This is a genomic window from Enterococcus sp. DIV2384 (genome assembly GCF_050534975.1).
GTDB lineage: Bacteria > Bacillota > Bacilli > Lactobacillales > Enterococcaceae > Enterococcus > Enterococcus faecalis.
In genome coordinates this window covers 77,140-90,533 of record NZ_CP172905.1, presented here as the reverse complement: position 1 = coordinate 90,533, position 13,394 = coordinate 77,140, and the positions used below count along the sequence as shown (strand labels likewise).

Sequence of the window (13,394 nt, the reverse complement as noted above, 5' to 3'; positions counted from 1 at the left end):
AGATGAAAAAACAGGCCATCCGTCGAAAGGACGGATGGCCTGTTTTTTTATAGCTTTTGCTTATTTCTTGCTCTTTTTATAGAAGAGCCAACTTGCCAAACCGACCAACAGGAGGCCGATAAAGACAAAGAAGTAATTGACTTGTGTGTTGGTTTTCGGTAAACCAAGCCAACCTGTCTCTCTAGCTGCTTGTTTCGTTGTTGGCTGATTTGGTTTTGTTTTTTTGGATACAGGTTGTTTCTTGTTAACAAACGTGCCCGCATCCACGAGTTCAGGTTTGTCTTTCGCTGTTGCCGCAATAGTGAATGTGACAGCTTGCTTAGACAGTTGGTAACCATCCGGTGCTTTTGTTTCCACAAAGGTATATTTTCCTGGTTGTAAGTGTTTCACTTGAACTAACCCTTGGTTGTCAGAACGTAATGAACGAGCGACAGTTTGCCCTGTCTCTGCATCTGTCACTTTAAATTCAGCACCTGCTAAGGCATTCTTTTGCTGATCAATTTTCACCAGCTTGGCAGCACCTTGGTAATTAATAAAAGGTGCTTTAAGTACCACAGTGGCTGGTTTGCCTTGGTTGTCTTTGGCAATCGTAAAGCTTGCGCTTGGCGTTTCATTAAGAAGATAGCCAGTTGGCGCTTGTGTCTCCACAAAACGATACGTTCCCGGTGCTAAGTTTTTCGCAATGACTTTGCCTTGCTTGTCAGACATCAGATTGGTTTGTCCAGCTACAGTTTGCCCTGTTTCATCAATGACCTTAAACACCGCACCTGCCAATGCTTCACCTGTTTCGTTTTCTTTGGTTAATTGAGCAGTTCCTTGATAATTGATAAGATCGCCTAAAGCAATTGGCTGCTCTTTTCCTAATTGGGCGGTTACATCAAATGGATGTGGCGTTGTGTCTAACAGATAGCCTGTTGGTGCTTTCGTTTCCACTAAAACGTAATGCCCTTCATTTAGCCCTTTAGCGTAAATTTCGCCAGTCTTGTCCGTTGTTATTTCAGAAACTTTCTCTCCTGCACGATTCAAGAATGTTATTGGTGAACCTTGTGGCTGATTCTGATTATCGGCGTTGTAAATTGCAAAAACTGCACCCGCTAAGGTTTGACCTTGCTCGTTGACTTTACGTCCCGTTACTTCCGCTTGATAATTTACAAACTCTAACTCATCTAGTGGTTGTTTATCATTTGAATTCTTCTTCACTACAAAATAAATGGGTTGTTTATTGACGATATAGCCATCCGTTGCATCCAGTTCATCTAATTCATAGCTACCAGCGCCTAAATCCTCCATAGCCAATGAACCATCTTTTTCAGCAGTTACTTCTCTTTCAAAGATTTTTTCCCCGTTTTCTATTCGATACAATTTAAAAATCGTTCCTGGAAGTGGGTTCGCATTGGCATCAATTTTCTTAAAGACGGCACGTCCTTTGAAATTGGCGAAGGCCCCTAATTGGAAGATCTCCGGGTCGCCTTTGAAATCACCACGAATTTCTACTTTTACTAATTCAGGATAAATAATATAATCTGCGCCATCTGGTAATTTTGGTGCTTTGATTTCTTTGTAATAATAGGTACCTGGCGCCAAGTCTCTAAAGATAATTTTGCCATCTTTGCCACTCGTTGCTGTAATCCCTAATGATTGTTTATTGTGATCATATAGTTCAAAAACAGCACCTGCTAATGGTTGGTCTGCGCTATTCGTTTTCACGATTTGGAAAGCCCCTTTGTAATTCACAAAGTTGTCACTAGCAACAACGACCGCTGGTTTACCAGCATTTTTCTCAGCAATTTCAAATGGGACTGGCGTGGTATTTAATAAATAGCCTGTTGGCGCTTTGGTTTCTACAAAGCGATATTTTCCTGGGGCTAAGTGCTCTGCAACAATTTCCCCTTGATTATTTGTCGTCAAGCCTGTTTGAATCGTTTGTCCCTTCGCATCAAGCACTTTAAATGTCGCACCACTTAATAAGTGTCCATTCACATCTTTTTTGATTAATTTAGCCGTGCCTTGATAGTTAACAAAGTTAGCCGTTGCTATAACTGTTGCTGGTTTGCCCCGATCGCTTGCTGCAATCGTGAAAGCACTTGGTTCAGTGTTTAAAAGGTACCCTGCTGGCGCTTTGGTTTCCACAAATTGATATTTTCCTGGGGCTAAATCCGTCACTGTGACTTTTCCGTTTGCATCCGAAACTAAGTGTTCTCGAACCGCTTGTCCTGTGGTATCAAGGACTGAAAATTCAGCACCTGCTAATGGATTGCCTGCTTGGTCTTTTTTAATTAGTTCAGCAGAACCTTGGTAATTAAGCATTTTAACATGAACATCACGAATTTGTCCGCTCGTGTTTTGTGTCACAATGAACCGTTTGGGTGTCGTGTCTAAAAGATAGCCTGTCGGTGCTTCGATTTCTGTGAACTGATAAAGCCCCGGTTTTAAACTATCCACCTCTAACTGGCCATTCGCGTTGGTTCGATCCGGCGCAAGGGGAACTTCTTCCCAATGAGTAAACGGCGTGGTTACGGCATGCTCTAATTTAAAGCGAGCATTGACTAACTTTTTACCCTTCTCATCTGTTTTTTCTAAAAATACTTTACTGACATCGTTTTTAATAATGGTTGGTTGTGCTCCTTCGGCTGAAGTTTCTTCATCAATAGTAATGACTCGGCCTTTAGCTAATTCGTCCGAAACTGTATAGCCTTCTGGTGCTTTTGTCTCCACCAAAATGTATTGCCCTTGCGGCAACCCACCAAATGTGATAACCCCGGTGGCATCTACTGTACCTTCACGTAGGACTTGTGTTTTAGCTTGGTCCCAAATTTGGAAATGGGCGCCTGCTAAAATAGTCGTCCCATCCATGGCTGTTTTCTTCAGCTGAATTTTGCCTTTAGTCCCTGTGGCATGCCCGCCACTGTGATCAATGTCAACGACCACATCGCCATTGTCATCCCCATGAACGACTTCTGAACCATTTCCAGTAATTGACACTTGGTTGGATACCGTGTCTGTACTCCCCGCCGCTGAAGAAGTCACTAAACTACGATATTCCATATAATAAGGTGCTTCAATATGGGCCATTTTAACGACAATTTTTTGTTGTCCTGTTTCATTATCGGTGGTAACTTCCAGTGTGTAATCTTTTCCTTCTTCTAAAATAACAGATTTATCTGGCGTAATAGTTCCGTCTTCTGTTACGTTGGTACCGTAAATCACCAATGACTCGGGATCTAGCACTTGGTTTGGTGAGGGTGTATCAGTAATAACCACATCGTCTAAAACCGATTGGGCGCCATTGATCATTACATGCCAGTACACATGATCTGGATCATCTTTGTGGTATTCGCCACCTTTTTTCACTGATTCGCCACCATGTTGAATAGAAACTTTTCCTGTCACATCACGTGAAGAACCTTGGTTTGTATAAGATGCGGTATTGTCATAGCTAGCCGAACCTTCGATAACTTTTTCATCAACAGACGTCTTAAATTCAATCACATACGTACGACTATCATTAGGAAAATCAACACGCCAAGTATTTTGGTTTTTCTCGCTTGGTTCTTCCATTGTGATATCCGTCAACGGTTGCGTTGGTTTCACTTTTTCAACCGAACCATCTGGTTTTGTATTGCCTTCATAGACTTTCAAGCTCCCAGACAAATAGGTTTGATTGGTTAAAATTGGATCCGTCAAAAAGGCGTCGACTAAACGATTATTACTTAAATTAACCGCAATCGTCCAAGTGATTTCTTTGGTGACGGCATTGTAAACACCGCTTTTTTGCGCATTTAAATCAAAAGCAGGTAAAGGTTTAAACGGTTTACTATCTTCTGAATGATGATTATTTCCTGCTTCATCCGTCCAATCAATGGCAGCAGTATTTCGGTAATGGTCCAACGCGGGATCATTAGCGTCTAACTCGGTAACATCGAAAAAGGTAGTATAGGTTATGTGGAAAGCATCACTTGTTTTGGCATATGCCCCCATGAAACTTAACTTAAAGCCTGTTTCACCATCTGCATTACGAGTTATTTCTACCATGAAATCCTTGCCTAACGTCAACTGAGCACCAGTGGTTGTATCTTTGACAACCAACGAATTGGGTACCATAGTTAAGCCAGGAACTGGTTCGTACGTATCCGTAATCACGGCATTTTCCATCAAATAATTATTTTGATTCACAGCTAGCGTCCAACCAATCGTTGAATTTTGATAATCAACTGCGCCAGTGTTTTTAATAATATTTTGTTGACTGGCTGTGCCATCACCTTCTGAATGCTGACCAGTGCCAACATCCACACGATTATTCACGGCAACATCGCCTTCGACAATTCCATCAACTTTGGTTTTATAATCAATCTTGACTGCGCCAGTCACATCATGTAAAAAGTCAATTGCAAAGGAACCGTCTCCGTTGATTACCACTTTGTAATCTTTTCCTTCCACAAGTTCTGCTCCAACGACTTCATTTCCTTTGTCATCAAACGTCACTGAATATAAATGTAAAGAATCTGGTTCAAACGTTAAATTATCGCCCATTGTGTCTGTAATGACTGCTTGGTCTTTTGGAATGATTTGTTCACCATAGTTGTAGTTAATTTCCCAAGTGAATTCTTGATTGGTTTCATCGTAATCTATGTTGCGCTTGTCTAACATTTTGCCATATGTGGCGGTAACAGTTGCTTCAGCATCTAACCCATTTGGATTATTATCACTTGTTAACGTCGCGTGATTTTTAAAAGGCACATCGCCGCCGCCATCTGGAATAACCGCCTCGTCAATCGTCGTTTGGTACTCAAGACGATACGCTTTGTTGGTGTCACCTTTAATCGTCACATTGCCATTTTTATCAACGGTATATTCATCTGGACTAAGTTCGCGACCCACTTCTTTAATTGTTCCATCAAGATTCATCACTAACTCATAGACTTTCACGGACTTAAAGGTATTCCCTGTTGGCCATGTTTCCGTCACAGTTGGATTTGTTTGATCTTTCATCGCTTGATTGATATCTACCGTCCAAGTAATCGCACTAGGATTGGGCGTTCGATCAAAATGGCCTTGTTTATCAATTTGTTGTTCGGTATCTGGGACAATTGGAATCACTACAGGCGGCAAATCTTCTTGTGTAGGAATATCAATCACCCAATCTCCTGGGCCCCGCCCATCTGAATCATTCAAATGAGTATCTAAAGAAAAGTCCCCGTGAATGTCACTTTCAGACGTGATTCGCTCATTAAAGGTAAAACGAACCGTACCATCTTCACTAATTGTGTAGGTTCCATAGACATTGCCTTCTGCATCAACTAAATCACCTGAACCTGGTTTATTAGGTTTCAAATTGCCAGGTAATTGAAACTCGAAGTAATCGCCTGCTTTCATTTGTTCCCGCACATCTTCTGGAATCGACCAGTTAAAGTTCCAATGAATGGTCACATCTTCTTTATACGGCGGTGTTGCTGGTGTGCCATCAGGATTTAAATAAATCGGATCTTCAAAATTATCGATAATCGTTGTTTCATCACCTGTAAAATAGTCACTGATATCTGTTGGTCCTGCTACGCGCGGTTTGACAGTCGTCGATTCAGTTGTTTTACTTTCTATCGCTTTTGTCGTGCTGGCGACAGTTTCTTCGGACGAACGAGGAACAGAGGAGTTTGTAGATGCTTCTTCTGTTGAACCTTCATTCGCTGATGCGGCTGGCGAACTCGTGATTGCCGTTGATTCTGTCGGATCAGTACCAGTATTTAACGTCAACGCTCGTTGCTGTTGTCCATAAGAAAACGTCACATCTTCTGTAGCTGTAGGGTTCAACGTTAAGACTAACGTATCTGCTAACGCTTGCTGATTCAATTCAATTTGAATCTGTTTCTTCTGGTCATCCACTTGAATCTTGCGCGTATTATTGGGCGCTGCCCAATGTGCAGCTTTGATTGACACATTGGCACTATAATGCACTACAACCTCTTGTGTTACTGGTTGTGCTTTTCCTTGAAGCGCTAAGGTCATTTCTTGCTGGCTGGTTTGCTTCACTTCTCCCAACGTTAACTGGCCATCGCTGTTAACCTCTTCCGCCAAAGCCATGAGTGGTGTGCCATAATTTAGAACAAGTAACAAACACATCAACCCGTAGAGCCAACGGTTTACCATTGGACCATTCTTTCTCATTTCTTTCATCCTTCCTCTACTAACGACACATAGAAGAGAACGTTCACTTCGTACCAATTTTTTATTTTAAACCAAATAAGTGAGTGCTCTTCTGTTGTCTTTCTTCCTTGCTAAAACAGACAGCCAACACACCTTTTCTTTTTATCTCCTCAAAACGCACTCTTACTTCGAATGCGGATTCATTTTCTGCTTTTTCCTATAGACTCTTCTATAAGAATAAGAAGAGTATAACGGGATTTTTCATCGAAAATTATCAACAACTTCTCCTCCAAATAGAAAAAGTTGATGAAATCCCAGAAACCCTTTTCATCTTTATGAAAACACGCCCTTATCCTTTCTTATTTTTACTATTCCTCCTTCCACTATACCGTTTTTTTAAATTTTTTTCATAAGAACTAACCAGACAAAAAAGCCTATTTGTATGAGCTATTTAAGCTAAAAAATCAACAGACTCAAATTATCATTTTTGTTATTTAAATGTTTTATATAAACTGGTTGTTTTTCTTAATAATTTTTTGCTCTATCATTTTTTGTCCATGTTTTCTTCCATTTGACACATTCAGTTCTTCTTGATTTTTAAGAATAGATACAGTAGCATAAGAACAACTAGTTCTTTCACTGGCAATCGTCAAATGTCATTTAGAAATGAATGCCCTATCTGTATTATCTGAAAAATCAAACAATCATAACCAATTAGAAAGGTGGTTATTATGCATAACTTATTAACCAAACAGGAAATTCAGTTGCTTTCCCTAATTGAATACTTGTATGACAGTAAAGAAAAAGTCCCCATGCAAGTACTCCGGCGAAAATATGAATTTTCCCATTACAATATCAACAATTTATTGAATCAATTGACTTTATTAATTTCTCGAGTCAATACACATGAAAATGTACATATTCGCATCATTAATAATCAACAGTCCATAGAATTAGTTGCCGATGAAAATATCCCGATTGAGTTAATGAAAGAAGCTGTTGTCCGCGGGTCACTAACCTATATGTTAGCCCTGGATTTACTTTTAAAACGCTACACTTCAGCCAAAGATTTTTGTGAAGAGCACTTTATTAACTTTTCTATTTTTAAACAAGTCAGTGACCGTTTAAATAATCATCTAGCTAGATTTAATTGTTATTTAAACTTAAAAAGACGAGAAAAAATTTGTGGTGCTGAAAAAGATTTTCGCAGTTTCTTTTATTCCTTATTCTTCATTTCAGGAACTTCTCTAGTACCATTTTTATCTAAGACTAATCAAGCGCAATTGCAGAATTTTATTGAAATCATCAAAAACCGTTATCCTTACTTTACATATACCGATTTACGCAAATTAAAATTAATTATGTCCATAGGTTTACTCCGTTACCAATCTGATTTTACAATCAGCGATTATCCTGAAATTGCTACGATCAATTTAGCCTTTCCTTATTCAGAATTTCAATTATTAGTGAATGATTGTTTTATTAATGAACAAAAAGAACCCGATACTTGGCGGGCTGAAATTCGTTTCTACTATGATTTTTTCAGTACACTAACGATGTATTCACTTGAACAAATAGAAACGGTCAACTTTGCCAACTTAGCGATCATGGGAATGGATAACAGTCCACACGCTACTTGGATTTTTGAAAAATGTACGCAATTACAGTTGGATTTAAGCGCAATAGAAGTGGTCTTTTTGTTGGTTAATTTATCCAATGCCAGTGAACGACTGATTCATTTCCCTGTGGAAGAGGAATTGAGCTATGAGGTTGCTAATGTCTCTTTGTATGAAAAACAATACCCAAATGTTTCACGAACAACCAACTATTTCTTAAAGCGTTTGCCTTTTGACAAAGAGCACCCACTAGATGCATTATTTAAAGAAACCATTTTTTTAATTATTCGGAGTGTTTTATTAAACAAACAAATTCCTGTTAAAATTTTGCTTCATTCATCTATTAATCAGATACAAGAAAATTGGTTAGCAAAGGAAATCAATAATTATTGTGATGTTCCTTTGAAATTCGTCAATCATATTCAAGAAGTGCCTGACCTAGTCATTACTGACAAAAATAATCCGCTTTTTCACGCCAGCAAAACCTTTTATTGGCATCCCGTTCCTTATTTAGACGAATACTATAACCTAAAACAAGTAGTTCGCAAAATTTATTTTGCTAAATTGCGTGGGGAAAACAGTTTGGAGGGAATCGGATGTTAACAGGGTTACTTGATGTACCTTATCGTAAAAGTTTTGCTCTTTTAGAAGAGTTACTCGAACGTCGTGAAGCAGAAGAACAAACATTGGCGATTTCTACTTTAGCGACTCAATTAAAAATGCAACAAAATACCATTCTACAATCTGTAGCTTTGCTCCAAACAGAAATTGAAAAAAACGGCTGGGAGAACTTATTTTCTTTATCAGCAAATGCCAAAGAAATCACATTTTGGTTTGCACCCTATTTCCAACTGTCGTTTTTGATGCCCTACTTTGTCAAAAAAAGTTTCGCGTATCAAGTACTGACCTATGCCTTTAACCATAATGCAATTGATAGCAAACATTTTGAAAAAGTCCTAGAAATTTCTTCATCAACCTTTACGCGAAAAATTGGACAATTAAACCAATGGCTCCAAAAATATCAGATTGAAATCAATTTAAAACGTACCAATGTGTTGGTGGGCAAAGAAAAAGATATCCGGATTTTCTTTATGATGCTTTTTTGGAACAATTACTCTGAAGGGGATTGGCCGTTGCACACGATTACTAAAAAAGAAGTCCATAGTCTCTTTCGACGTTTAAAACACTCTGTTTCTTTCAATACAACACAAGATTTTACAAAAGACTTAATTTTTTCTGCGGTGATTTTAGCGCGTTGGAAAGAGGGCTTTTTTATCAAAGAAACTTTCGTGGAGGAAGAAGCGATTGTTAATCCCTTTGTTAATCTGAGTGAATTTGAATTGTTTTTTAAAGAAGAAGCCTTACACCAAGTTCCAACAAAATTTATACAAAAAGAAGGCCTTTTTGCCTTTTTCTTATTGACGATTAGTGTCAGCTACGCTACACAAGATGTCTTGGAAATTCCAGCAGCACGGATGCATATGGTCCAGCTATTAGGCTCACCCATTAAAGAGATCATTTATCAACTAACGTCTTTTTATCAAATTAAATTGACATTTCACGAGTATCTTTATCTATATACTTCTATCCAAAATTTAAGTGTCTTTTTTAAGACCTTTGTCACGATTGCCAATCCATTTGTACAAGAAAGCTTTTTAAAAGAAGCGCTTCAAAAAAATCCAAGTCTCTACAAAGATGTGAAGCGACTTACAATCGAAATGCTTCCGACATTGATTGGCAATGAAAAATTGTTAGTTGACTGCTTGTTTATTCTTTTTTGTACATTGAAAACGAAATCTTTACCACCGATTCGTGTCTTAGTAAGGACCAATCAAAGTAATTTAATTTTAGATACCCTTTATGAAAAGCTAAGTAAAGCCGTGGATAAAAAATTAATTTTTGTCGCTTCACCAGAAAAGCCTTTCGATGTAATTATTACAGATATCTTTTCAGAAGTTAGTGTCAAATCAACGGTTCCCACTTATTATGTTGATTTTTCTGCTAGCATTGGTGAACTAGCGCAAAGCTTAGAAAATTTAAATACACAAATTGTCACCAAACAAAGTCCACGCCACTTTTAAAAGTTTTCACGTGAAACATTTTAAGTGATAAAAATTACAAAAAACGCCAAAAGGTAGCAGAAAAACTGCTACCTTTTGGCGTTTTTTACGAAAATTTTCAATGTTCCACTCTAGTGATACCGAAACGTAGAACATTCATTTACTAACTACTCACTTTACATGACGTTGTTATTTTCTGTCACCAATTCTAGCTCTTGCAAGTAATGATCCAAAGTCGCGTGATGTTGATCGACATCGGCTAACTCTGTTTCAATTTTAGCTAAACGCGTGTTCATGCGTTGAATTTCCGTTAGTGTTTGTTGTAAAACGTTTAAAATCCGTTCATCGTTAGGCATTGAAATCACTCCTTGTCCATTTATAGTTCTGAGCCGTGTTCAATCTCTTCAATCGTTTCAAGAGACAAATCTTTGGCATCATTTTTAGCTTTGTGGAAGACCATATATAAAATAGTACAAACGATTGGGATACAGCCTGCTAAGAAGTACATTTGTTGGAATGACATAAAGTTACGTAATTCACCTAAAACGTACGGACCAACCCCTAATCCAAGGTCTAAACCGATGAAATAAGTTGATAAAGCAATCCCGATACGGTGAGGACTTGGGCTTTCTTGAAGACAAACCGCTTGGCCATTTGACATAAAAGTACCATAACCTAAGCCAATTAACCCACCTGAAACTAATAACATCCAACCAGACGTAGTCATACTTAATAAGAATAAGCCTAGTGTTAAGAAAATGTAGCTCGGATACATGACGTAGCGTTCACCTTTGACATCGAAAATCCGACCTGTCGATGGACGTGTTAAGGTAATCACGACTGCATAGACGATAAAGAAGAAGGTGCTGACGTCAACTAAATCGATTACTTTGACATAAGAAGATAAGAAAGATAAGACACTTGAATAAGCAAGACCCATTAAAAAGGCGATAAATGTAATAAATAAAACTTTCTTTTCAACAAAACTATCAAAATTCCATTTAGATAAAGCTTCACGATGTTCAGGTGTTAACTCAATATTTTTCACTGGGAAAATGAAGCAAGCAATGGTTGTTAACAAAATTAAAATAATTGAAAAGTTAATAATGACATGGAAGTTGGAAACATTTAACAATAACATCCCAATAAATGGCCCAATGCCGGCTGCTAAACTAGTACTCAACCCATAATAATTGATCCCTTCCCCTTTTTTATTTTTAGGGATATAGGCGGTAACAATTGCGTTGGTCGCTGTCGAAACGGTTCCGTAACCAAACCCATTTAAAAAACGGACCAGATAAAGAATGCCCATACTTGGCATATACATATACGCAACAGTCGTTAAAAGATAAAACAAAGCCCCATAACGTAAGACTTGTTTGCGCCCAATCAGTTCAAGGAGTTTTCCCATGAAAAGTCGTGCAAGCAATGTCCCGATGATGTAAATTCCTGAGGCCAGACCCGCTTGACCTAAAGTAGCATGTAAGCTATCTTGCGCAATCACCGCAATAATAACCATTAATAAATAATAAACAAGATAGACAATGAAATTAATCACTGTAATACTGATAAAGCCTTTATTCAAAAGCTTTGTTGGTGTTTGTTCTGTCATAATTCTTTGAATTCCTCTCTCTTTTGTTCTGTTTATTTTGTGTTGCTATTTTTCAATAAAAGACCGCTATCCCCTCACTTTGATGACTTATCAAAAAATTTTCTGAAATTCATTTGCAGTTATTACTATACGAGATATCCGTTACAAAAAAATGTAAATTTGTGAATGATAAACGTTATCTACAAATAACTTCAACAAATGTTGTTGATTTTTGTTGAAAAGCCAAAATGATTAATGATTTTAATTAAAATAAGCTCTTGGCTAATTGCTCAAAATTTACTTTTCATACGAAACTTCCTCATACATAGAAAAAGAAAAATAGGACATAAGCCGAAACGACTTATGCCCTATTTTTTTAAACTTTCTCTATTTTCGTCCTAAAATCCATGAAACGATGGCAACTAAAATCACTGCCCCGATAATCGATGGCACAATAGCCATCCCAGCTAAGCTTGGTCCCCATGTGCCTAAAATGGCTTGACCAATTGTTGAACCAACTAACCCTGCAATGATATTGGCAATAATGCCCATCGATGATCCTTTTTTAGTAATTGCTCCAGCGATTGCCCCAATGACACCACCGACAATTAATGCCCAAATAAAGCCCATGATTGTTTCCTCCTTTTAACCGTTTATTCTACACGTGGTTCCATGTTTTCTTTGACTTGTTCTGTTCCTTTATTCACAGCTTTTTTTGCTTTTTCTGTTTGTTCAGAAGCAAATTCACCGGTACTTTTGGCAGCGCCTGTGACTTTATCTTGAACCGTTTCGCTATCTTCTTCGTATTCTTCTTTTGATTTGATATCGACTACGTTAACATTCACTTCAATCACATCTAAGTGGGTCATTTTTTTCACTTCACGACTGATTAATTCTTTCATTTTTTCGTAAATGTCTTGAATATCTTTGCCGTATTCTACCACGATATCCATATCAACAGCGACTTGTTTTTTACCAACTTCGGTATCAATACCCGCTGTGACGTTATCTGTGTTTACTAATTTTTCAGCAATATTTGAGAAAAAGCCGCCATCGACTGTTAATAGACCATCGACATTTTCTAAGGCTAAACCGATAATTTTTTGAACGACTTTATCTTCAAATGTTAATTCACCTTTAATTGCATGATCTTCTGGTGTGTGTGGTCCGTTTCCTGCTGGTTTTGGTACATTATTGAATTTTTCGTTACTCATGGTTCATTCCTCCTAGTTTCTTCTATTATTGCTTTATTTTTAATAAAATAATAACCCATTATTGAACACGAGGTGCCGTGTTTTCTTTGACTTTTGTCTTGCCTTTAGTTACCGCATGTTTGGCTTTGTTGGTTTGTTTTGACATAAAACTACCTGTCGCTTCAGCGGCGTTGCCAAGTTTATCTTGGACTGTTTCACTTTCTTCTTGGTACTCTGCTTGTGTTTTGATATCTACTACGTTGACATTGACTTCGATTACTTCCAAGTGAGTCATTTGTTGGACTTCACGAGTAATAACCTCTTTCATTTGATCATAAATGGTCTCGATATCTTTCCCGTATTCGGCTACAATGTCCATATCCACTGCGACTTGTTTTTTGCCGACCTCGGTGTGAATGCCTGTTGTAACATCTTCACTATTAATCATTTTATCTCGTAAATTCGAGAAAAAACCACCGTCCACAGTTAACAAACCGTCGACTTCTTCCAAAGCAATGCCAATAATTTTTTGGATTACTTTATCCTCAAACGTCAACTCACCTTTAACAATCGATACATTTGCATTTTCCATAGCCAAAACCTCCTATTTATGATGAAAATAATTTTTGACAATGCCTGTCTGTTCCAAATACAAACCTAGCCAAATACCTAGTCCTGTCAGGAGTACTACTAACAATGTTTTAAAGAAGCCGATTGACAGAAACAAGATTGCAAAAACTAAGCCGACTAGGCCACCAATTAACGGAACGGCATATTGTTTTATCCATTCAACCAT

Annotated in this window: 10 protein-coding genes; 2 read left to right on the top strand and 8 right to left on the bottom strand. The window is 37.9% G+C overall.

Features of this window, described 5'->3' with window-relative positions; all coding sequences use genetic code 11:
* Positions 1-60: 60 nt before the first annotated feature.
* The gene (gene fss1, locus IGK54_RS00375) at positions 61-6,159 is read right to left on the bottom strand and encodes a fibrinogen-binding MSCRAMM adhesin Fss1 (RefSeq protein WP_430603105.1); all 6,099 of its coding nucleotides are present in this window, start codon (positions 6,157-6,159) and stop codon (positions 61-63) included.
* Between the two features lie 482 nt (positions 6,160-6,641).
* A complete protein-coding gene (locus IGK54_RS00370) occupies positions 6,642-6,791 on the bottom strand; it encodes a hypothetical protein (protein WP_002363506.1) in 150 nt (49 codons plus the stop codon).
* A 78-nt stretch (positions 6,792-6,869) separates the two neighbouring features.
* Here IGK54_RS00370 and IGK54_RS00365 point away from each other — a divergent pair, with 78 nt between their 5' ends.
* Positions 6,870-8,357, top strand: a complete 1,488-nt coding sequence (locus tag IGK54_RS00365; RefSeq protein ID WP_142957468.1) for a helix-turn-helix domain-containing protein — start codon at positions 6,870-6,872, stop codon at positions 8,355-8,357.
* Positions 8,351-9,835 (top strand): helix-turn-helix domain-containing protein, encoded by a 1,485-nt coding sequence (locus IGK54_RS00360; RefSeq protein WP_002359246.1) that lies wholly within the window; start codon positions 8,351-8,353, stop codon positions 9,833-9,835. The genes IGK54_RS00365 and IGK54_RS00360 overlap by 7 nt, the downstream gene beginning before the upstream one ends.
* Positions 9,836-9,990: 155 nt before the next feature.
* Here IGK54_RS00360 and IGK54_RS00355 read toward each other — a convergent pair whose 3' ends face one another.
* The 6 genes from IGK54_RS00355 to IGK54_RS00330 all read right to left on the bottom strand — a co-directional run bounded on the left by IGK54_RS00355 (position 9,991) and on the right by IGK54_RS00330 (position 13,394).
* On the bottom strand, positions 9,991-10,170 hold the full coding sequence (locus tag IGK54_RS00355) for a hypothetical protein (RefSeq protein ID WP_002381345.1): 180 nt from the start codon (positions 10,168-10,170) through the stop codon (positions 9,991-9,993).
* 20 nt (positions 10,171-10,190) lie between these two features.
* Positions 10,191-11,426 (bottom strand): MFS transporter, encoded by a 1,236-nt coding sequence (locus tag IGK54_RS00350; protein WP_002356101.1) that lies wholly within the window; start codon positions 11,424-11,426, stop codon positions 10,191-10,193.
* 366 nt (positions 11,427-11,792) lie between these two features.
* On the bottom strand, positions 11,793-12,035 hold the full coding sequence (locus IGK54_RS00345; protein WP_002356092.1) for a GlsB/YeaQ/YmgE family stress response membrane protein: 243 nt from the start codon (positions 12,033-12,035) through the stop codon (positions 11,793-11,795).
* Between the two features lie 23 nt (positions 12,036-12,058).
* Positions 12,059-12,619: an Asp23/Gls24 family envelope stress response protein gene (locus tag IGK54_RS00340; protein WP_002356090.1), complete on the bottom strand. Its 561-nt coding sequence runs from the start codon at positions 12,617-12,619 to the stop codon at positions 12,059-12,061.
* Between the two features lie 58 nt (positions 12,620-12,677).
* The gene (locus IGK54_RS00335) at positions 12,678-13,190 is read right to left on the bottom strand and encodes an Asp23/Gls24 family envelope stress response protein (RefSeq protein WP_002383483.1); all 513 of its coding nucleotides are present in this window, start codon (positions 13,188-13,190) and stop codon (positions 12,678-12,680) included.
* Positions 13,191-13,202: 12 nt separating this feature from the next.
* The gene (locus IGK54_RS00330; RefSeq protein ID WP_002356087.1) at positions 13,203-13,394 is read right to left on the bottom strand and encodes a DUF2273 domain-containing protein; all 192 of its coding nucleotides are present in this window, start codon (positions 13,392-13,394) and stop codon (positions 13,203-13,205) included.

What these genes read in the sequence shown, in the direction of transcription:
- IGK54_RS00335 (WP_002383483.1), bottom strand. Translation starts at nt 13,190, where the DNA reads ATGGAAAATGCAAATGTATCGATTGTTAAAGGTGAGTTGACGTTTGAG.
- IGK54_RS00355 (WP_002381345.1), bottom strand. Translation starts at nt 10,170, where the DNA reads ATGCCTAACGATGAACGGATTTTAAACGTTTTACAACAAACACTAACG.
- IGK54_RS00330 (WP_002356087.1), bottom strand. Translation starts at nt 13,394, where the DNA reads ATGGTTGAATGGATAAAACAATATGCCGTTCCGTTAATTGGTGGCCTA.
- IGK54_RS00365 (WP_142957468.1), top strand. Translation starts at nt 6,870, where the DNA reads ATGCATAACTTATTAACCAAACAGGAAATTCAGTTGCTTTCCCTAATT.
- IGK54_RS00345 (WP_002356092.1), bottom strand. Translation starts at nt 12,035, where the DNA reads ATGGGCTTTATTTGGGCATTAATTGTCGGTGGTGTCATTGGGGCAATC.
- IGK54_RS00360 (WP_002359246.1), top strand. Translation starts at nt 8,351, where the DNA reads ATGTTAACAGGGTTACTTGATGTACCTTATCGTAAAAGTTTTGCTCTT.
- fss1 (WP_430603105.1), bottom strand. Translation starts at nt 6,159, where the DNA reads ATGAGAAAGAATGGTCCAATGGTAAACCGTTGGCTCTACGGGTTGATG.
- IGK54_RS00350 (WP_002356101.1), bottom strand. Translation starts at nt 11,426, where the DNA reads ATGACAGAACAAACACCAACAAAGCTTTTGAATAAAGGCTTTATCAGT.
- IGK54_RS00340 (WP_002356090.1), bottom strand. Translation starts at nt 12,619, where the DNA reads ATGAGTAACGAAAAATTCAATAATGTACCAAAACCAGCAGGAAACGGA.